Origin of the sequence: Pseudomonas caspiana, assembly GCF_002158995.1 — a bacterium.
GTDB lineage: Bacteria > Pseudomonadota > Gammaproteobacteria > Pseudomonadales > Pseudomonadaceae > Aquipseudomonas > Aquipseudomonas caspiana.
The window spans coordinates 29,546-49,235 of sequence record NZ_LOHF01000019.1; the positions used below are offsets into that span (position 1 = coordinate 29,546).

The 19,690-nt window shown below is 57.3% G+C and carries 17 protein-coding genes; 11 read left to right on the plus strand and 6 right to left on the minus strand.

The features are described from left to right. Positions 1-92: 92 nt before the first annotated feature. Both AUC60_RS19735 and algB read right to left on the minus strand, forming a co-directional pair. Positions 93-1,880: a KinB sensor domain-containing domain gene (locus AUC60_RS19735; protein ID WP_087271478.1), complete on the minus strand. Its 1,788-nt coding sequence runs from the start codon at positions 1,878-1,880 to the stop codon at positions 93-95. 10 nt (positions 1,881-1,890) lie between these two features. Beyond that, complete coding sequence (gene algB, locus AUC60_RS19740; protein ID WP_087271481.1) at positions 1,891-3,237, minus strand: sigma-54-dependent response regulator transcription factor AlgB; 1,347 nt, start codon at positions 3,235-3,237, stop codon at positions 1,891-1,893. Positions 3,238-3,599: 362 nt separating this feature from the next. Here algB and AUC60_RS19745 point away from each other — a divergent pair, with 362 nt between their 5' ends. The 5 genes from AUC60_RS19745 to gltP all read left to right on the plus strand — a co-directional run bounded on the left by AUC60_RS19745 (position 3,600) and on the right by gltP (position 7,628). Next, positions 3,600-4,448 carry a BON domain-containing protein gene (locus AUC60_RS19745; RefSeq protein ID WP_087271484.1) on the plus strand — a complete coding sequence of 283 codons (849 nt, stop codon included), beginning with the start codon at positions 3,600-3,602 and terminating at the stop codon, positions 4,446-4,448. A 224-nt stretch (positions 4,449-4,672) separates the two neighbouring features. Further along, complete coding sequence (locus tag AUC60_RS19750; protein WP_087271487.1) at positions 4,673-4,954, plus strand: hypothetical protein; 282 nt, start codon at positions 4,673-4,675, stop codon at positions 4,952-4,954. Positions 4,955-5,003: 49 nt separating this feature from the next. Then, a complete protein-coding gene (locus AUC60_RS19755; protein ID WP_002555679.1) occupies positions 5,004-5,168 on the plus strand; it encodes a DUF1328 domain-containing protein in 165 nt (54 codons plus the stop codon). A 2-nt stretch (positions 5,169-5,170) separates the two neighbouring features. Further along, complete coding sequence (locus tag AUC60_RS19760; RefSeq protein WP_087271490.1) at positions 5,171-5,638, plus strand: inhibitor of vertebrate lysozyme family protein; 468 nt, start codon at positions 5,171-5,173, stop codon at positions 5,636-5,638. Between the two features lie 649 nt (positions 5,639-6,287). After that, positions 6,288-7,628 (plus strand): glutamate/aspartate:proton symporter GltP, encoded by a 1,341-nt coding sequence (gene gltP / locus AUC60_RS19765; RefSeq protein ID WP_087271493.1) that lies wholly within the window; start codon positions 6,288-6,290, stop codon positions 7,626-7,628. A 177-nt stretch (positions 7,629-7,805) separates the two neighbouring features. Here the strand turns inward: gltP and AUC60_RS19770 are convergent, their stop codons facing one another. From AUC60_RS19770 to argH, 4 genes are all read right to left on the minus strand, one after another. Continuing rightward, entirely contained in the window at positions 7,806-10,655 is a 2,850-nt protein-coding gene (locus tag AUC60_RS19770) for a class I adenylate cyclase (protein ID WP_087271496.1), read from the minus strand. Positions 10,656-10,844: 189 nt separating this feature from the next. Next, a complete protein-coding gene (locus AUC60_RS19775; protein ID WP_087271499.1) occupies positions 10,845-11,093 on the minus strand; it encodes a TIGR02647 family protein in 249 nt (82 codons plus the stop codon). A gap of 235 nt (positions 11,094-11,328) precedes the next feature. After that, entirely contained in the window at positions 11,329-11,604 is a 276-nt protein-coding gene (locus AUC60_RS19780) for a hypothetical protein (RefSeq protein WP_027899428.1), read from the minus strand. 162 nt (positions 11,605-11,766) lie between these two features. After that, on the minus strand, positions 11,767-13,161 hold the full coding sequence (gene argH / locus AUC60_RS19785; protein WP_087271501.1) for an argininosuccinate lyase: 1,395 nt from the start codon (positions 13,159-13,161) through the stop codon (positions 11,767-11,769). Between the two features lie 132 nt (positions 13,162-13,293). Between argH and AUC60_RS19790 the strand changes: the two genes are divergently transcribed. From AUC60_RS19790 to AUC60_RS19815, 6 genes are all read left to right on the plus strand, one after another. Next, the gene (locus AUC60_RS19790; protein WP_087271504.1) at positions 13,294-14,376 is read left to right on the plus strand and encodes a sensor histidine kinase; all 1,083 of its coding nucleotides are present in this window, start codon (positions 13,294-13,296) and stop codon (positions 14,374-14,376) included. Next, positions 14,373-15,119 carry a LytR/AlgR family response regulator transcription factor gene (locus AUC60_RS19795; protein ID WP_087271507.1) on the plus strand — a complete coding sequence of 249 codons (747 nt, stop codon included), beginning with the start codon at positions 14,373-14,375 and terminating at the stop codon, positions 15,117-15,119. Before AUC60_RS19790 ends, AUC60_RS19795 begins: the two co-directional genes overlap by 4 nt. A 217-nt stretch (positions 15,120-15,336) precedes the next feature. Then, complete coding sequence (gene hemC / locus AUC60_RS19800) at positions 15,337-16,278, plus strand: hydroxymethylbilane synthase (protein WP_087271509.1); 942 nt, start codon at positions 15,337-15,339, stop codon at positions 16,276-16,278. Continuing rightward, positions 16,275-17,051 carry a uroporphyrinogen-III synthase gene (locus AUC60_RS19805; RefSeq protein WP_087271511.1) on the plus strand — a complete coding sequence of 259 codons (777 nt, stop codon included), beginning with the start codon at positions 16,275-16,277 and terminating at the stop codon, positions 17,049-17,051. Before hemC ends, AUC60_RS19805 begins: the two co-directional genes overlap by 4 nt. Positions 17,052-17,100: 49 nt before the next feature. Continuing rightward, positions 17,101-18,243, plus strand: a complete 1,143-nt coding sequence (locus tag AUC60_RS19810; RefSeq protein ID WP_087271514.1) for a uroporphyrinogen-III C-methyltransferase — start codon at positions 17,101-17,103, stop codon at positions 18,241-18,243. Then, complete coding sequence (locus tag AUC60_RS19815; protein ID WP_087271517.1) at positions 18,240-19,484, plus strand: heme biosynthesis HemY N-terminal domain-containing protein; 1,245 nt, start codon at positions 18,240-18,242, stop codon at positions 19,482-19,484. The genes AUC60_RS19810 and AUC60_RS19815 overlap by 4 nt, the downstream gene beginning before the upstream one ends. Positions 19,485-19,690 lie beyond the last annotated feature (206 nt).

The window sequence follows — 19,690 nt, forward strand, 5'->3', positions numbered from 1 at the left end:
GAGGCCGCGATCGCGGTGTATCAGACAGACCGCCATCGCGGCCTCGCGGTGCTCGTGCGCTCCTACAGGGCTGGCTTTGGTGAAGGTTAAACCTACAACGGCAACGCCATATAAAACTGGGTGCCCTGCCCCGGCCTGGAATAGACGCCCATTCGCCCGCCGTGCAGTTGCACGATCTCTTTGCACAGCGCCAGACCTAGCCCGGCGCCGCCTTTCTTACGGCCGACCTGGACGAAGGGTTCGAATATTCGCCCCTGCTGGCCGTAGGCGATGCCTTCACCGTTGTCTTCTATGCTGATGATCACCCGCTCGCCATGACGCCTTGCCTGCAGGCGAATCAGGCCGTTTTCAGGGGTGTGGCGCAGGGCGTTGTCCATCAGGTTATCCAGTACCCGTTCGAGCTGAGCCCGGTCAGCATGCAGACGGGGCAGTGGGTCTTGGGTCTCGATGGACAAGACAACGTTCTGTTCGTGAGCCTTATCATCGAAGCGCTGTCGCGCCTGCTCCAGCATTTCTTCGATGGACACGGGCGCCAGGGTCAGCTTCTGTAGCCCATTCTGGTAACGAGAAAAATTCAGCAGGTCGTTGATCAGTTGCATCAAACGCTGCATTTCTTCGTTGACCGTATCCAGCAGGTCCGCCTCGCGCGAGTCCGCAGGGTATTTGGCTCGCTCGCGGAACAGCCCAAACGCCATGTGCATGCCCGTGACTGGCGTGCGCAGCTCATGAGACGCGCGCAAGACAAACTCGCTGCGCACGCGCTCGAACGCTCGCTGTTCGGTCACATCGTGCAGAACCATCACCGCACCGAGAATGTGCCCCTTGGTATGGCTGACAGGAGTCAGGCTGTAGGTGAGCAAGCGTGACTCACCATCGACCTCTATTTCGAGGTCTTCCGGCGCGCGCTCAAGCGATCCGCCGCGCAGCGTCAAGTAAAGCTGTTCATCCAGCTCAGGGCGCTGCAGGGCGCTGCCAAGCCCTTGGCCAAGCTTGGGCTCTTCCCATCCCAACTGACGCTGGGCAACCGGATTGAGGTGTTCCAGACGACCTTGGCGGTCGATCATCAGTAGGCCGTCGTCGATACTGTCCAGCACAGCCTGCAAACGCTGCTGACCGGCCAGCAGTTCGTCGACATTGGTCACCTGATGCTGCCGCAACGCTTCCGCCATGATCCCGAAGCGTCGGGTCAGCAAGTTCATTTCGGCGCCCGAGGCAATTGGCAAGGTCACTTCAAAGTTGCCTTTGCCGATGTTGTCTGCGGCTTTGGCCAAGGCTTCGATAGGCGCACCGAAACGGCGAGCGATACCGTGGGCGGTAATGAAGCCGATACAAAGCACGGCGATGCCCACCAGCCCAAGCAAGCCGGCAACCCATAACGCCCTTTCGCGTGAGTGCACTTCCACCTGACTGATGTTTTCCAGTGATTGGCGGTGTGCAATCAGCAGGTTGTTGCGCAGGTTGTTGAATGCTTCAGTCAATTCAGAGTTATCGCGCATCGAGCGTGCCGACTGGCGGGACTCTTCGTAAGCATCGATAAATTTCTGGTAGTCCTCCCGGGCCTCGTGGAACCCGTTGTCGACGTTGTTAAGTTCGTCGTGCTCAACGCCTTGCTCCAGCAGGACCCGAAATTGGTCCTGAAGCTTGCCGAATCGCTCCGGGTCGGGCGTTTCATTGAGCATCATGACCAATTGGTCGCCGAGGTTTTGCCGAAGCTTCAACCCGGTATCCAGGGTCACGAAATTCTGGTGGATCAACGACTCCTGCGAGTTCGCCATCTGCATGACGCTGACCAGCCCAAGCACCAGCCCCAATAACGCCACGGTTATCAGGGCCGAAATGCTGAAGAACAACCTTGTGCGCAACTTCATGGCCAGTTTCATGCCGGGTTAGTCATAGGTTGTACTGCTTGCGTTTTCGATACAGTGTCGAAGCATCGATTCCGAGTGTTTTGGCGGCCTGGTCAAGGGTGTCGCTGGTCGCCAGGACTGCACCGATGTGAGCTTTTTCCAGCTCATCCAGGCTCAACGCGGCACCGACTCGCGGAGCATTGCTGGTGGGTTGTTCGGCCATGCCCAGGTGGGAGATTTCCACTCGCTCCTGTGGGCAGATGATACTGGCGCGTTCAATCACGTTACGCAGCTCGCGAATGTTGCCGGGCCAGCGGTAGTTCAGCAGCGCGGCTTTGGCCTCATCGCTGAAACCCCGTGCAGGGCGGGCGTAATCCTTGACGAAGCGCGCCAGGAAGCGATCCGCCAAGGTCAGAATGTCTTCAGTGCGCTCGCGCAGGGCAGGCAAATGCAGGGTTATGACGTTCAGGCGGTACAACAGGTCCTCACGGAAACGACCGTTGCGCACCATGTCTTCCAGATTCAGGTTTGTGGCCGCGAGAATGCGCACATCGGCGCGGCGAGTGACGGGGTCGCCGACCCGCTCGTATTCTTTGTCCTGAATAAAGCGAAGCAGTTTTGGCTGCAATGTGAGTGGAAAATCGCCGATCTCGTCAAGAAACAACGTGCCACCGTCAGCTTGGTTGACGCGACCCAAGGTGCTCTCGCTCGCGCCGGTAAACGCGCCACGGCTGTGGCCAAACAGCTCACTTTCCATCAGCTCAGCCGTCAGCGACGGGCAGTTGATGGTTACGCAGGACTTCTTGTTGCGTTTGCTCCAGCCATGGATGGCGCGGGCGAGTTCACCCTTACCGGTACCTGACTCGCCAAGGATAAGGATGTTGGCATCCGTGGTTGCTACCTGGCGGGCGGTTTCGAGGATAGCCATCATCGAAGGGCTATGGGAGTCCAGGCCATCCTTGGGTTTACGTATTTCGCCTTCCAGCGCTTCCAGTCGGGCTGACAACTGGCGTACTTCCAGTTGTTTGGCGGTGGCCAGACGCAATTGATCGGGGCTGCATGGCTTGACCAGATAGTCCGCCGCACCGGCCTGAATAGCATCAACTGCTGTGTCTACCGCTGAGTGAGCAGTAACAATCACCACCCGCATCCAGGGTGCTTGAACGCGCATCTGGGCCAATACATCGAGCCCGTTGTCTTCGCCTAGCCGCAGGTCCAGAAAGCACAGGTCGAAGACCTGGCGCTGCAGCAACGTTTCCGCTTGGGATGCGCTGTTGGCGGTGGCGACACTGTAGCCCTCATCTTCCAGGCAATAACGGAACGTGCGAAGGATCGCGGATTCGTCATCCACAAGCAGAATACGGCCCTGATTCTCAGTGGCTGCTTCCATTTTTCCTACGCTCCTTAATGAATAGTCTTGCGTTAGTGTCGGAATAATCGGGCAAGTTGCATGGTTGATTCTGATTGATTATGCGGGCTGGATGGTAGCTATCTGACTGAATTAGACGCAACTTATTGATATTAATAGGAAATTATTTCAATAAGCGCTTCGTTCATGGTCCGTGTATTGCGTGTAGGGAGTGAAGCTAGTTCCCACAGTTTTTCTTATGCCTACGGCGTGCTGAAGGCAGCCCCGAGAGGCATAGCGCAATCGTTGGAAACTTTTCCTCAGGAACAATGCCCTCCCGGACGAAGTCAGTTCCTGCAGAGTTGCTCGAAAATTTTCCACAGCTATAAAGACGGAGAAGTGCCATGCACCCGCTGAAAAAGCTCGCTCTGGCCACAGCCACAATCACTGTGCTGGGCCTGAACCCTTTGATGGCCAGTGCTGCTCAGGGCGATTTGCCTAGCCAGCTTGCCGAAGCGCGTCAGGAAGGTTCGATCTGGACCGCGTTTGCTCTGAACAAGCATTTGAGCCCGTTCAAGATCGACGTCAGCGTCGAGCAGGGAACGGCTGTCTTGAAAGGCAAGGTTGAAAACCAGGTTGATCGTGAACTGGCCGAACGCATCGCGTTGGATACCAAGGGCATCGACAAAGTCGACAATCAACTGCAGATCGACCCCAATGTCGCCGCCGAGCCAGGCACCAAGGCCAATATGGCGCAGCATTTTGAAGACGCCACGCTGACCGCGACCGTGAAGTCCAAGCTGCTGTGGAGCAGCGTCACTGAAGCTCTCAACATTGATGTAGATGCCAAAGAGGGTGTCGTCACGCTCAAAGGCCGAGCGCAGAGCCCGGAAGCCAAGGAGGTGGCGGGTAGCCTGGCGACCAATACTGATGGGGTGATTACCGTTAATAACCTGATCAGCATCAGTGCCGCAGACTCCATTGCTTCGCGGGTTGAGCCGCAGGCCACCAGCCCGGCTGAAGACATCAGTGATGTATGGATTACCAGCAAGGTCAAATCCAGTCTGATCTACAGCCGCAATCTGGATGGCCTGAACATCAAGGTCGACACCAAGAGCGGTCTGGTCAGCCTTAACGGCATTGTCGCGAACTATGCGGAAAAAGAACTCGCTGTCGAGATCGCGCGAAATATTCGCGGCGTGAAAGGCGTCAACGCAGATGCGTTGAAGGTGATGGCGCGGACAACAGGCTAATAACGTACATCGGTACGCTCGTGCATCCTGCACGACCCACCAGGGCTGATCGTGCAGGATGCTCGCAGAAGAATTTATGGAGTGTTTATAAGTTATTGATTTGTATAGTTATTTGTCTCGGCTGAAAGCTGGCACGCAGGCTGCAATATCTTGTTTATAGAAGCCGTGAAACATCGGCAACAAGATCAAGTTTGACAGCCCAACGTGGCGTCAGGAGCACTCAGATGAACCGCCAGCGTCTTACTCAATTGCGTATTTCGCCTTTGCACATTCAGCAAGGCTTGTTCGCCAGCCTGGCGCTGATGGTCACTCTGATTGCAATTCAGCAGTTTCAGCATTGGGATAATTCCCGCGAAGCCGCGCAGATCAAGCAGCCGTTCACTTACAGCCAGTCCTACACCAACGCCAGTGCGTCGATGGCTCGGGATACTGCGCTTAGCCTCACACCCGTTGATCGCAAAGCGCCTGTAAGTGAAGTGCAGCGCCAGCAAACCTGGGTTTTTTGACCCGCGTAGTAAACGCAGCATCCATTAAAAGCAGCTAAGGAGAGTCATCATGTTGAGTTGGGCAATCACGTTTCTGATTATTGCCATTGTCGCCGCAGTACTTGGCTTCGGTGGTATCGCAGGCACCGCAACCGGTATCGCGAAGATCCTCTTCGTCGTATTCCTGGTTATGTTCGTGGTCTCTTTCTTCTTTGGCCGTCGCGGCCGAGGCTGAATATGCGCACGTCTCTGCACTCAATCGCTGCCGCCCTGTTGATGGGCGGTTGTGCGACGGCGATGGCTGCCAATGACGGACAGTCTCGGGTCAATCAGCTACTGGGATCTGACCCCGAGTACCGATCCACTTGGACCTCAGTGATCAAGAAGGAAGAGCGTTTGCCCGATTGGGTAATCAATCTGTCCGGCGCCAGCGAGCAGCAGATGACCGCTGTGCCTGAAGATGGCGATAACTACCTTGTAGGTCCTCTGTGCGAAACGGCTGCGACCTGCAAGAGCCAGCGCCTTCTCGTGGCCTTTAGCCTCGACAAGGACAAAGCTTATGCGTTGCTGGTAGATGTGCCGGCTGGCCTGCCTTCGGACAAGTCGCCGACACGTCACGCAACTTATCGGTACCTGGGTGAACCCGACGAGGGTATGCAGGGCATGCTCCAGGAGCAGCTGCGCAAGGATCCCAACTGGTACTGATCACGGTATTCAAGAACAGAGAGCGTCCATGTTCGGGATGCTCTTTAGATGCGCGGTTTGAAAAGAACTGCGCATGACCAGGGGGCCGGGATGCTTTGATCGTTCGGATCGAAGTGACCTAGGAGTACAGGGAGTACTCCCGATGAGGGCCGGGTCAGGAAGAACCGCGACGCAAGTCCATGATTGTGATCTCGAATCTCGGGAAACGATCGGCTGTCTTGCGTTGCGTTTTATCGTTCCACCTCGCCTCATGCCGCCGCACATCCGACATTTCATGTAAGAGCTTTGCCCTTCTTTCTCTCGCCATATTCCTTCTGATACACCTACCTAATTTTCCTGAATGGCCTCTAGAGGGCGAATTAGCCACCTTTGAGCCGATTCGCGGTACTGGAAGGTCGTTTTCAGATATGTTTTTCGTCGCAAACATTATGCCGATTCGGTATGGGGTAGTCGTTTACGGCATTAGACGTTGCGCTAAAGCGTGGGAATAGTTGCGCCTTTTTTCGTCAGCTACAGAGCCGGATGCTCGCTTGCTGCATCTACTCGGGACTGCTCTAACCGGTAACCGATGCCTCGCCGCTGCTCTGGATCAGCAACGTCGTGCATGTGTGCTTAGAGAAGTGCGAGCCACTTGAAAAAAGGTAACGACATGAAGAAGGCAAAGCTGAGCCTCGCGTGGCAGATCCTTATCGGTCTGACACTCGGGATTGCGCTGGGCGCACTACTTAACCACTTCAGCGCAGAGAAGGCGTGGTGGATCAGTAATATCCTTCAGCCCGCGGGCGATATCTTTATCCGCCTGATCAAAATGATCGTCGTACCGATTGTGGTTGCCTCGCTGGTCGTGGGGATCGCAGGTGTTGGTGATGCCAAGAAACTGGGGCGTATTGGCCTCAAGACCATCCTCTACTTCGAAGTCGTCACGACCATCGCGATTGTGGTCGGGCTGTTGCTGGCCAATGTTTTCCATCCCGGCACCGGTATCGATATGAGCACGCTGGGTACTGACGACATCTCGAAATACATGGCGACTACTGCCGAAGTACAGCATGACCATGCTTTCATCGCCACGCTCCTTAACCTGATCCCTTCCAATATTTTCGCGGCCCTTGCCCGCGGCGATATGTTGCCGATCATCTTCTTTTCGGTGATCTTCGGCCTCGGTCTGGCGAGTCTCGATGCAGAAGTGCGCGAGCCGGTGCTGAAGGTATTCCAGGGCGTCTCGGAAACCATGTTCAAGGTCACTCACATGATCATGAACTACGCGCCTATCGGTGTATTTGCGCTGATCGCCGTGACCGTCGCTAAATTCGGTTTTGCCTCGCTGCTGCCATTGGCGAAGCTGGTGATTCTGGTTTACGTGGCCATCGCATTCTTTGCATTCGTGGTACTTGGTCTGATTGCTCGTTTGTTCGGCTTCTCGGTGATCAAGCTGATGCGCATCTTCAAGGATGAGCTGATCCTGGCCTACTCCACTGCCAGCTCCGAAACCGCCCTGCCGAACGTGATCAGAAAGATGGAAGCCTATGGCGCACCGAAGTCTATCTGCAGCTTCGTGGTACCGACCGGTTACTCCTTTAACCTCGACGGCTCGACCCTGTACCAAAGCATCGCCGCCATGTTCATTGCCCAGCTGTACGGCATTGATCTGTCCATCGGCCAACAGTTGATGCTGGTTCTGACACTGATGGTGACCTCCAAAGGTATCGCAGGCGTACCGGGTGTTTCCTTCGTCGTGTTGCTGGCGACGCTGGGTAGCGTGGGGATTCCACTCGAAGGTTTGGCGTTCATTGCAGGCGTCGACCGGATCATGGACATGGCGCGAACCGCGCTGAACGTGATTGGCAACGCCCTGGCCGTGTTGGTCATCTCACGTTGGGAAGGCATGTACGACGATGCCAAAGGCGAGCGCTACTGGAACTCCCTGCCGCACTGGCGCAGCAAGGAAGCTGTTCCGGGGGCTGAGCCGGTTTCGTCGAACAACGCATAAAGGCTCTGTGGGAGCCGGGCGTGCCCGCGATAAGAACAACGCGGTTAAACAGGCATACTGCGGGGCCTGAATCGCGGGCAAGCCCTGCTCCCACAGTTGGGCAGCAACCTCAAGCTCATGCACAGGTTTCGTATCGCCCTAACAAACCCCGGCATGCCGGGGTTTGTTGTTTCTGGCTCAAGCCTGTTCCATGGCGTCGTTGAGCGCCTTCTCCAGCTGTGCCTTGTAGCGCAGGTAAAGGATCGTCTGCCCGCGAGCATCGTCCAGCAGCCCTGAAAGGTCCAGGTCGGTGATGTAGCAGCGGTAGCGTTCGGGTTCGGTGCGTCGCTCAAGGATCTGTCTGGCTACGACGCTGAACAACTGGTCACCATGTTCCAGTTCGGAGAATTCGCTGTTATTGCAGTACAGCGTCACGCTGACCTGTCCAGGGGATGCTTCTTCGACAATCGCCTGGACGTCGTAAAACGTCTTGCTCGCAGCCGTTGGCGTACTGCGTGGCTCGATGCGTCGGGCTCGTCCTGCTCCAGATGGCAGGATCTGGTAATACAACGTTTCAAGGGAATCGGACGCGGTAGCGTTGTTCATAGGCAGCACCGCGTTGCGTCGATAAGCCAGCGCATTGAAGAAGCGCTGCAAGGGCTGCAACAGACTCAACTCGTCGTGATAAGGCAGACGCTGATGCCAGAGCGCGTTGTGCTCATCAAGGGCATAGAGTTCGGCCTCGTTTTCGTTGATCCTGTAAAACACTTGAATGCATTCGGGCTGTCCATGGGGCAGGATCAGCGCTAGATCGTGATCGCTCAGCGCGTGCGGGTCCAAATGCAGCGGGCTATACCGCGGTAGCTCTTCACCCAGATATTCGAATAAGCCTGAAAGGCTGTTGATCACGACATGGGTCACCGGCTGGGCCGGGACCATTTCCAGTACGTGATACTGCTGTTGAACCTGGATCAGATAGCGATGATTCAAACCTGCGGCATGCAGCAATTGCGCGGTCGAAACCAGTTCTTCAACCCGCTGAGCGATGGCGTGGGCGCGGTTGTGGCAGAAGCAGCGCACGCGAACCTTAGGCTGCGCTGCGCCTTCAGGCAGATTACTGAGTAACTCGCTCAGACAGTCGAGCAGTGCGTGGGCACCGTCATAACGACTGACAAGAATCTCGTTCCAGCTATTGAGCGTGATCTGATCCAGAGTCAGTACGAGATTCTCTCTGACACCGGCGTAGCTCAGCGAGTCAGTTCGCTCGGTGGTCATCAGGATGTTCAGATCTCGATGGTGCCCGAGCGGATCGACCCCCACGTTGACCAGTAACAGAATCTCGCTTGGCACTGCGGGGCTCAGCAGGCGTTCTTCGCTGACCATTTCCAGCGGCAACGGGATCTGCTGTTGCAGCGCGCCGACCAGATTGAACAACTCGAACTCGCTCAGATCGCTGCTGCCGGGGTGCAGTGCAAGCCGTGTGGAGCTGTCGATAACGTTGTTGCGGTGACACCAGGTCAGCAGTTCAAGCAACTCGCGGCTGCGTTTGATCGGCGAAAAATTTATCCAGTCATGCGCGCCCAGATTGCCGTTATACAGAGCCCACTGGACTTTACCCGGCTCGCGCTTGTTGGGCGACTGCACCAGGGTCAAGGTGTCTTCGGCCAGATCGGGCGCGATGCCAGGGTTGATGAACTCGACCTTGCCCGCCTTTCGTTCAAACGCTGCGTACAGCCTGCGGCCCAACACATTAAGGTCGCGTGCATCGGCCGAGCTTGCCACGTTTTGTTGGCGAGCGAGTTGAGTCAGAAAGCGATAGCTGTAGTTGAGTTCGTTGACCAGTACCCGGCGCTCATGAGCCACCTGGCGTACCTTCCACTGGCTGCGGCTGTCGAGCAGCAGCAATTGACGTTCGTCCCAACCCCACTCCCGCGTCAGGCGCTCCAGCAACTGGCGCTGCCAACTGGTATTTCGCAGCCGCGATGTGCCGGTCAGCTTCTTGTTAACTTTCAGGTACAGGCTGCGCCGTACCAGTTCCAGGCGCTCCAGCTCGCCACGCGCGATCAGATACTCTTCGATGCGCCGGTACACGACCATGTACGGATCCAGCTCATCCAGATCTACCCGATTGGCAAAAACCGCCTTCTTGAAGCGCAGGCTCAGGCAGCGAACTTTCGGATGCTCACTGGCATACACCTCGGTCAACAGCAACTTGAGTACTGACTTGTAGGGTGACTCGATGCCCTTGAACAGCTGCCACAAGCCCGCGCCCAGAAACTCTCCGGGCGGAATAAGCGCCATATGCCCCAGATCAAGCACTTCGTCCTGGCGAATAAAGCGTTTCGAAAGCAGGGTGTGGGTGTAGTCGGCGTAACGTTGTTCTTCATAGCTCGGTACAAGCCACCACATGGGCGTGCGGCCAGCAAGCCAGATGGCGGTGCGATAGAACTCATCCAGCAGCAGGTAGTGTTGAGTCGTGCCGCAATTGTCTGAGCTGAGCTGTGTATCGCGCTCGCCTGCCACGAAACGTTTCGGGTCGATCAGGAAAAAGTGCGCTTCAGCGCCCTGGCTGTCTGCCCAGGCTTCCAGTGCCAGGCATTTCTTGTGCAGCTCGGCGATTTCATCGGCGCTGAGTTCAGAGTCGTGGCAGACCCAGACGTCCATATCGCTTTCTTCGGCCTGCGCGAGAGTGCCCAGGCTGCCCATCAAAAACAGGCCGTGAACGGGATTGCGGGCATTGCCAAGCCGCGCCTTGTACGAAAACGATCGGGTCAAGCGTTGAGCCTCGGCCAAGGCCAGGCTGCTGGGTTCGTATTGAGATACACCCGCCGGCGTACTTCCGGAAACATAGCCGGGTAACAGCGGGTGGTTGACGTGAAAAAACAGCGGCAGCAGATTCAACACGGTTTGCTGGCGAGTCGACAGACCCTCCATGGCACGCGCAAGCCGCCCGCTGTTGAGGGTCAGGAAACGGTTACGAAGCTGGGAAAGCACCTTACGGTCGATGCCTTCATCCAGGTCAGGACGGATTTCGGAGTTACGCGTCATTACAACTCAAACCGGCGGCCGGGCTCGAAAGAGGCAGCGTTGAAATGCTGAGCTAGACGGCGGTCAGGAGGACGTGAGAGCGGGAGGCTTTCAGGCCATTTATTGTCTGGCGCCAATTTTTTATCGGCGCAGTTTTCCACAAATGAAGGGTCCGCTAAACCTTTTTTGGAATGCGGACCCTCACGGCGATCAAGCGGCTTGTTTGGCAACGTTCAGAATAGTCAGCAGCGACTGGGCATGTTCGGCGGCTTCCAGCCCCAGGCTGGTCAGGTATCCGCCATCGACCTGAGTTGTCAGGCCTTTTTCGAAGAGTCTTTGTGCGGCAGCAACAGCTGTCGGGGCGGCTACATGATGGACTTTGAGTCCTTCAAGGGTATTGCCCAGGTTGAAGAGTGCAAGGATTTCCAGTTCGGCAACCAGCTCAGGGGTATACGACATAGGTGCTCCAGACTTTTTCTAGTAATACGCCTTACTGGCTGGCGGAAGTTCTGGAACCAACGGGTGTGCTGCGCTTGTCGGTTCTGGATGACCGTTAAAGCCGGCTTGGCGTGGTAGCCCCGTCGTTCGAGTGGCAGCGAGGCAGTTGCAGTGTAGACCTGGTCTGGAGATTTTGCCGAGCATGATTTGCCGAGGTTTCGCCACCGGCCGTCAGTTGGCCGGTGAGCACGTCAGCTCATGCCTCTGGCGGCAACTCAGGCAAGGCACGCAAGGCTGTTTCGTACCATTCGGTGTTGAATGGACGATCTTCTTCCAGCAGTGCGTCAATCTCGATAGCCAGAACATGGGCCATCAACTGCAGGATTTCTTCACGCTCATAGCCAACCAGCGTCAGCTTGTTGAACGTCGCTTTGGCGGCAGGTGGGTTGTCGCTTTCAATCTGGTTTTCGATTGCCTGAACCAGGGTCGATTCAGCGAATTCTTCTTCATCGTTGTCGAGGGTGTCGGTCATGGGGTGTTTCCTTGAGAATTTTTAGTCGGAGCGCATAAGTGTGATGGTTAGCCGCGGGCCCTGTGGGAGCGAGGCTTGCCCGCGATGAACGATGACACGGTATTACTTCAAACCGCGGCGTTCCAATCGCGAGCAAGCTCAGCTCCCACAAAGGAGAGGTGATTAACGCGCAGCGATTAACGCTTGTCCGCGAGCTACTGCTGCCTTGACCTGTGCCGGTGCGGTTCCGCCGATGTGATCGCGGGCATTCACCGAGCCTTCAAGCGTCAGCACGGCAAAAACGTCCTGTTCGATCTGGTCGCTGAACTTGCGCAGTTCTTCCAGGCTCATCTCGGCCAGATCTTTACCGCTTTCAACGCCGTACTTCACGGCGTGGCCGACGATTTCGTGGCAGTCACGGAATGGCAGACCACGACGCACCAGGTAGTCTGCAAGGTCAGTCGCGGTGGAGAAACCACGCAGCGCGGCTTCACGCATGATGGCGTGCTTTGGCTTGATTGCCGGGATCATGTCGGCAAAGGCACGCAACGAATCGCGCAGAGTGTCGGCGGCGTCGAACAGCGGTTCCTTGTCTTCCTGATTGTCCTTGTTGTAGGCCAGTGGTTGGCCCTTCATCAAGGTCAGCAGGCCCATCAAGGCACCGAACACGCGGCCACTTTTGCCACGGACCAGTTCAGGAACGTCAGGGTTTTTCTTCTGCGGCATGATCGAGCTGCCGGTGCAGAAACGGTCTGGCAAATCGATGAACTGGAACTGGGCGCTGGTCCACAGCACCAGCTCTTCCGAGAAGCGCGACAAATGCATCATCGCGATGCTGGCGGCCGAGCAGAACTCGATGGCGAAGTCACGATCCGAAACGCTGTCCAGCGAGTTGCCGCCTACGACGTCGAAGCCCAGCAGTTTGCAGGTCAGTTCGCGGTCGATCGGGTAAGTCGTACCGGCCAGTGCCGCGCTGCCCAAGGGCATGCGATTCAGGCGCTTGCGGCAGTCGACCAGGCGCTCGTAGTCACGGCTGAGCATTTCGAACCACGCCAGCATGTGATGACCGAATGTTACCGGTTGCGCGGTCTGCAGGTGGGTGAAGCCCGGCATGATGGTTTCAGCTTCACGCTCTGCCTGACCCAGCAGGCCCTGTTGCAGGCGAGTGATTTCCGACAGGATCAGGTCGATCTCGTCACGCAGCCACAGGCGGATATCCGTTGCCACCTGGTCATTACGGCTACGACCCGTGTGCAGTTTTTTACCGGTGATGCCGATGCGGTCGGTCAGACGCGCTTCGATGTTCATGTGCACGTCTTCCAGGTCGACGCGCCACTCGAAGCTGCCTGCTTCGATCTCGGTCTGGATGGTCTTCAGGCCATCGATGATGGTATCGCGCTCGACGTCGGTGAGAACGCCGACCTTCGCCAGCATCGTTGCGTGGGCAATGGAGCCCATGATGTCGTGGCGATAAAGGCGTTGGTCGAAGGTGACGGAGGCCGTGAAGCGCGCGACGAAGGCGTCGACGGGTTCACTGAAGCGGCCGCCCCAGGACTGGTTGGTCTTGTCGGTGCTCATGGATTCGCTCGTGATCTGCTGAAGAATGACATGCCCGCGTCTGCTCGCCGGACAGTCGCGATAATAACAGGTTGGGATTTTTTTATTCGTGGGCAGCTTGCCGCCTGAGCCAGCACAGTCGAGACTGGACCCATGCGAAATAGCTTACCGAAACAACCCTCGCCCAAAGGGCCTGGCAAAGAATTCTTTCTCCCCGAACTGTGCCTGCCACAAGCGCTGCTGGTATTGGTGTTGCTCGCGGAGTTACTGGTGCTGGTTTTGGTGCTGGTCGAGCCTATGCGCCCGAGTTTTGATTGGGTTCGGTTGGCCCTGATGTCGCTGTTCGTGCAATGGATTGTGCTGCTGTCGGCCGCGTTGTTGTGCGGGCTTCGGCCGTGGTTGGCGCGTCTGCCAGCGGGTCGTGCGGGAGTGTTTGGTTGTTTGCTGGTCGTAGCAATCACGCTGCTCTGCACCGCAGTCACTGACGTGTGCCAGCTTACGGGCAAGGTGACTTTTGGTGTGATGGTGGAGCGTTACGTGCGCTATGGCGTGATCGCCCTGATCATGTCGGCACTGATGCTGCGGTACTTTTATTTGCAGAGTCAGTGGCGAAAGCAGCAGCAAGGCGAGTTGCGCGCTCGTATTGAATCGCTGCAAGCGCGTATCCGGCCGCACTTTCTGTTCAATACGCTCAACAGCATTGCGAGCCTTGTAGCCACCAATCCGGCCAAGGCCGAGCAGGCGGTGCTGGATCTGTCCGACCTTTTTCGGGCCAGTCTGGCCAAGCCTGGAAGTCTTGTTACGTGGCGCGATGAACTGGAATTGGCAAAACGATATTTATCGATTGAGCAATATCGTCTTGGCGAGCGTCTACAGTTGGACTGGGTGATCAGTGGAATTCCGGACGATCTTCCAATTCCCCAGCTAACCTTGCAGCCATTACTGGAAAACGCTTTGCTTTACGGGATTGCACCTCGCGTCGAAGGAGGTGTCGTAAAGGTTGAAGCAGATTATGAAAGGGGAGAGTTCATATTGTGTGTAAGCAATCCCTATGACGAAGTTGCCAGTCGGCAGACTTCCAACGGCACTCAACAGGCCCTGGTAAATATCGGTGCTCGTCTTACGGCACTTTTTGGCCCGCAGGCCAGTCTGAGCGTGGAGCGCCGTGACGGTCGTCACTTCACCTGTCTACGCTATCCTTGTGCGAGACTCACGCAGGAAGCCAGAGCTATATGAATGTCCTGATCGTTGATGACGAACCGCTGGCCCGCGAACGGCTAAGCCGGATGGTCAGTGAAATTGAGGGTTACCGGGTTTTGGAGCCCGGAGCGTCCAATGGCGAAGAAGCCTTGGCGCTTATTGAAAGCCATAAGCCGGATATCGTTTTGCTGGATATCCGCATGCCGGGCCTTGATGGTCTGCAGGTCGCTGCCAGATTGTGCGAGCGGGATACCCCGCCTGCTGTTGTCTTTTGTACTGCGCACGACGAGTTTGCCCTTGAAGCTTTCCAGGTCAGCGCGGTTGGCTATCTGGTCAAGCCCGTGCGGCCGGAGCATCTGGTTGATGCTTTGAGAAAAGCAGAGCGTCCCAACCGCGTGCAGTTGGCGGCCATGACGCGCCCCGCGGCGGAAAGCGGCAATGGACCACGCAGCCACATCAGTGCACGGACCCGCAAAGGTATCGAGCTGATCCCGCTGGATCATGTGATCTATTTCATTGCAGATCACAAGTACGTCACGTTGCGCCATGAGGGCGGTGAAGTCCTGCTGGACGAACCGTTGAAGGCGCTGGAAGACGAATTCGGCGATCGTTTTGTGCGCATCCACCGCAACGCGCTGGTTTCACGCGAGCGCATCGAGCGCTTGCAACGTACGCCTCTGGGGCATTTTCAGTTGTTCCTCAAAGGTCTGAATGGCGATGCACTGATCGTCAGCCGCCGCCACGTGGCCGGTGTGCGCAAGATGATGCAGCAGCTTTGATTTCGCGGTATGAATGAATCCTGACTGTAGGAGCGCACGAGCACCGCGAGGCCGCGATCGCAGCCTGCCTGATGCACCGCGATTGCGGCCTCGCGGTGCTCGTGCGCTCCTACAGGCTCGAGATCACTGATCTGAATCATGACTGCGACCACACAGCGCTGAGCCGTTTTGTCTGAACTGTTATTATCCGTCGCAACTATCATGTACGGATTGATCCATGTCATCTCGCGAAATCCGCATCGCCACCCGCAAAAGTGCGTTGGCCCTCTGGCAAGCCGAATACGTAAAAGCACGTCTGGAACAGGCTCATCCGGGGCTAATCGTGACATTGGTGCCCATGGTTAGCCGTGGCGACAAATTGCTCGACTCCCCGCTTTCGAAAATCGGTGGCAAAGGACTTTTCGTCAAAGAGCTGGAAACCGCTCTGCTGGAAGAGCGTGCGGACATTGCGGTCCATTCCATGAAAGACGTGCCGATGGACTTCCCGCAAGGTCTTGGCCTGTTCTGCATTTGCGAACGAGAAGACCCGCGCGACGCCTTCGTCTCAAATCACTTTGCCAGTCTTGAAGCGTTGCCCGCTGGCAGCGTAGTCGGCACCTCCAGCCTGCGCCGCCAAGCCCAATTGTTGGCACGTCGCCCTGACCTGAAAATTCAATTCCTGCGCGGCAACGTCAACACACGTCTGGCCAAGCTCGATGCGGGTGAATACGACGCGATCATTCTTGCCGCTGCAGGCCTGATTCGTCTGGGCTTCGAAGACCGGATCACCGCCAGCATCAGTGTTGACGACAGCCTGCCTGCCGGTGGCCAGGGTGCAGTCGGTATCGAGTGCCGCAGCGTTGATGCTGAAATCCATGCCCTGCTCGCGCCTTTGCATCACGATGCAACAGCCATCCGGGTGGTTGCCGAGCGTTCGCTGAACAAGCACCTCAACGGCGGCTGTCAGGTGCCTATCGCGTGTTATGCCGTGCTTGAAGGTGAGCAGATCTGGTTGCGCGGTCTGGTGGGCGATCCATCCGGTACGCTGTTATTGCGCGCTGAAGCGCGTGCGCCGCAAGCCGATGCTCAGGCGCTGGGTGTTCAGGTTGCCGACGCGCTGCTGGAGCAAGGCGCAGAAGCCATTCTCAAGGCTGTCTACGGCGAGGCAGAACGAGAATGAGCGATTGGCGACTGCTGCTGACCCGTCCTGCAGAAGAGTCCGCCGCGTTGGCGCAGACTCTGGCTGACGCCGGGATATTCAGCAGCAGCTTGCCGCTGCTCGACATCGAACCGCTGCCGACCAGTCCCGAACAGCACTCAATGGTTCAGGATCTTGACCTCTACAGTGCCGTCATTGTGGTCAGCAAACCCGCCGCGCGCCTGGGCTTGAAGCTGGTTGCGCAGCTGTGGCCGCAGACTCCAATTCTGCCCTGGTTCAGCGTTGGCGCAGGCACCGCGCAGATTCTTCAGGACTATGGCCTCGACGTCAGTTGGCCAGAGAATGGCGATGACAGCGAGGCCTTGCTTGATTTATCTCGACTGCAACAATCCATCGCCATACCCGGTTCGCGCGTGTTAATCATGCGTGGTGAAGACGGTCGGGAGTTGCTCGCCGAGCGCTTGCGCAGCCTGGGCGCCAGTGTTGATTATCTGCCGCTGTACAAGCGCAACTTGCCCTATTATCCATCTTCGACGCTGGCCCAGCGTATCCAGGCGGAACGCTTGAACGCGGTGGTGGTCAGCAGTGGGCAGGGTTTTGAACACCTGCGTCAGTTGGCAGGCGATGCCTGGCCTGAACTGGCGCGCTTAACTTTATTCGTGCCGAGCCCACGGGTTGCCGAAATGGCGCGTGAGGCCGGAGCCCGAACAGTGGTGAATTGCCGTGGCGCGAGCGCTGCGGCTTTGCTGGCAGCGTTGCGGGAACAACCCGGGCCTGCTCTTCAGGCGTATTGATCGACGTGATGTTTTTTACCGATTACGCCCAAATGCAAAGGATGGATACGTGAGCGAAACAGCCTTGCCTAAAGATGATTCTGAATCTGTGCTGACACCACCGACCCCCGATCCATTGCGGCCTGAGCGTCCAGCCGGGCGCAGTAACGGTCTGGTTGTGCTGGCCTTGTTGTTTGGCGTTGGAGGTATTGCTGTCGCCGGTTGGGGGGTATGGCAACTGCGCGCTGTTCAGGCCAGTCACCAACTGCAACGTACGCAAATGCAGGACATCGCCGCGCAAACCCTGACGTTGCAAACCAGCGAGAAACAGCTCTCTGAGCGGCTGGCGCAACTTCCCCCTGCCGATGAGCTGGAAGAACGCCGTCGTCTGGTTGCGCAGTTGCAAGGCGATCAGCAGCGCTTGAGTCAACGACTGGAAACCGTACTCGGTGCCAGCCGCAAGGACTGGCGCCTTGCCGAGGCCGAGCATTTGCTGCGTCTGGCGAGCTTGCGTCTGTCTGCATTGCAGGACATCAACAGCGCTCAGGCGCTGGTGCAGGGCGCTGATGAAATTCTTCGTGAGCAGGATGATCCCGGATCATTTGCTGCCCGGGACCAACTGGCGAAAAGCCTGGCATCACTGCGCAGCATCGACCAGCCGGACCGCACCGGGCTGTTTCTACAGCTCGCAGCGCTGCGTGATCAAGTTGCACAGCTCAATGAACTGGCCCCGGAATACAAAGACAAGGGTGAGTCGCTGCTGGGCCTGACCAACGCCAAAAGCGAAGACAGTCATTTGGTGCAGTGGTGGAACGAGATATCTCACTACATTCGCATCGACTTCAATGCCGACAAGAACATCCGCCCATTATTGGCCGGGCAAAGCCTCACCCAGGTTCGTCTGGCATTGAGCCTTGCGCTCGAGCAGGCACAGTGGGCCGCCCTGAATGGCCAGCCAGAAGTGTTTGAACAGGCTTTGGCCGAAGCGAAAGAGGTGCTGCGCACCAACTTCAATCAGGATGACTCCCAGAGCAAGATGCTCTCCGCGCGGCTGGACGAACTTTCCAAACAGCCGGTTTCGGTGATGACGCCTGACCTTGCGCAGAGCCTCAGCGCCGTTCAGGCCTACCTTGAGCGGCGTCATGCCTCGGCCGATGCGCCGGGTGCCGTGAACAGCCAACCCGCTGAAGCCCGTCAGGGGACGAGCCCATGAAACGTGCCTATGTGCTGTTGTTCATCGCCATTGCCGTAGCTGCGGCGATTGGTGTGGCGATTGCCGAGCATTCCGGCTACGTCCTGATCGCTTATAAAAACTTCCGCTATGAATCCAGCCTCTGGGCCACGCTAGGCCTGCTGTTTGCCATCTGGCTGGTGCTGGTCGTGGTGCGTCTGCTGGTCCGTCTGCTCACAGCGTCCGGCTCAGTTGCCAATCCATGGTCGCGGCGCAACCGCAGCCGCCGTGTGCAGGTTGCAATCGAGCAAGGACAGATGGATCTGGTCGAGGGTCGTTGGGCCAGCGCACAACGTCATCTGCATCGTGCCGCCGAGGCAGAACCGCAACCGTTGCTTTACTACCTTGGCGCCGCTCGCGCTGCCAACGAGCAAGGTCGTTACGATGAAAGCGACAGCTTGTTGGAGCGCGCACTCGAGCGTCAGCCCCAAGCAGAGCTGGCGATTGCACTAAGTCACGCCCAGTTGCAGCAAGACCGAGGCGACACCGATGGTGCGCTGGTTACCTTGCAGGCCATGAACGAGCGTCATCCACATAACGCGCAAATCCTGCGTCAGCTACAGCGCTTGTATCGTCAGCGCGGCGAATGGTCTGCGTTGATCAAGCTGATGCCTGAATTGCGCAAGGACAAGGTTCTGCCACCTCAAGAACTGGCAGAGCTGGAGCGCCGTGCCTGGGGTGAAAACCTCACGCTGGCGGCTTACCGCGAGCAGGAAGACGACGGCAGCTCGGCTGGCCTGCCCGGTCTGGATAACGCCTGGAAAGGTCTGACCTCGGCGCAACGTCAGGAGCCACAGCTGGTGTTGGCCTACGCTGAACAACTGCGTCGATTGGGTGCGGACGCGCAAGCTGAAGAAGCACTGCGTAGTGCGCTCAAGCGTGAATACAACAGCCATCTTGCTCGTCTGTATGGCCTGGTGCGCGGCAGTGATCCGGGGCGCCAGCTCCAGACGGCAGAGGGTTGGCTGAAAAATCATCCTGACGATCCGAGCTTGTTGCTGACGCTGGGACGGTTGTGTCTGCAAAGCAGTTTGTGGGGCAAGGCACGTGATTATCTGGAGGCCAGTCTGCGTTTGCAGCGCAATCCGGAAACCTGTGCCGAGCTGGCTCGTCTGCTGGGTCAACTGGGTGAGACCGAGCGTAGCAATCAGCTTTTTCAGGAAGGCTTGAGCTTGCTCGACGAGCGCCTTCTGGCACGACCGCTTCCTGCGCTGGCAGGCTGACAGGGTCAGCCAGAAGGGCTGTCTCTGCTATGGGGGCGCAGGCGGCAATGTAGGAAGAATCTTGGGTGTTCGCTCGTTGTAGGTAATTTCCTTCACGGGGCGGTGATGAAGCCGTCATCCATTGTCTACTAATGCCCACCTAAACAGGGACGTATCCTTACGGCAGCGCCTTGAAAGGGGGTGACGCTTTCTCTACCGTAACTGCC

Excerpts from the sequence above, each read along its gene's own strand:
- AUC60_RS19735 (WP_087271478.1), bottom strand. The coding sequence starts at position 1,880 with ATGAAACTGGCCATGAAGTTGCGCACAAGGTTGTTCTTCAGCATTTCG.
- algB (WP_087271481.1), bottom strand. The coding sequence starts at position 3,237 with ATGGAAGCAGCCACTGAGAATCAGGGCCGTATTCTGCTTGTGGATGAC.
- AUC60_RS19745 (WP_087271484.1), top strand. The coding sequence starts at position 3,600 with ATGCACCCGCTGAAAAAGCTCGCTCTGGCCACAGCCACAATCACTGTG.
- AUC60_RS19750 (WP_087271487.1), top strand. The coding sequence starts at position 4,673 with ATGAACCGCCAGCGTCTTACTCAATTGCGTATTTCGCCTTTGCACATT.
- AUC60_RS19755 (WP_002555679.1), top strand. The coding sequence starts at position 5,004 with ATGTTGAGTTGGGCAATCACGTTTCTGATTATTGCCATTGTCGCCGCA.
- AUC60_RS19760 (WP_087271490.1), top strand. The coding sequence starts at position 5,171 with ATGCGCACGTCTCTGCACTCAATCGCTGCCGCCCTGTTGATGGGCGGT.
- gltP (WP_087271493.1), top strand. The coding sequence starts at position 6,288 with ATGAAGAAGGCAAAGCTGAGCCTCGCGTGGCAGATCCTTATCGGTCTG.
- AUC60_RS19770 (WP_087271496.1), bottom strand. The coding sequence starts at position 10,655 with ATGACGCGTAACTCCGAAATCCGTCCTGACCTGGATGAAGGCATCGAC.
- AUC60_RS19775 (WP_087271499.1), bottom strand. The coding sequence starts at position 11,093 with ATGTCGTATACCCCTGAGCTGGTTGCCGAACTGGAAATCCTTGCACTC.
- AUC60_RS19780 (WP_027899428.1), bottom strand. The coding sequence starts at position 11,604 with ATGACCGACACCCTCGACAACGATGAAGAAGAATTCGCTGAATCGACC.
- argH (WP_087271501.1), bottom strand. The coding sequence starts at position 13,161 with ATGAGCACCGACAAGACCAACCAGTCCTGGGGCGGCCGCTTCAGTGAA.
- AUC60_RS19790 (WP_087271504.1), top strand. The coding sequence starts at position 13,294 with ATGCGAAATAGCTTACCGAAACAACCCTCGCCCAAAGGGCCTGGCAAA.
- AUC60_RS19795 (WP_087271507.1), top strand. The coding sequence starts at position 14,373 with ATGAATGTCCTGATCGTTGATGACGAACCGCTGGCCCGCGAACGGCTA.
- hemC (WP_087271509.1), top strand. The coding sequence starts at position 15,337 with ATGTCATCTCGCGAAATCCGCATCGCCACCCGCAAAAGTGCGTTGGCC.
- AUC60_RS19805 (WP_087271511.1), top strand. The coding sequence starts at position 16,275 with ATGAGCGATTGGCGACTGCTGCTGACCCGTCCTGCAGAAGAGTCCGCC.
- AUC60_RS19815 (WP_087271517.1), top strand. The coding sequence starts at position 18,240 with ATGAAACGTGCCTATGTGCTGTTGTTCATCGCCATTGCCGTAGCTGCG.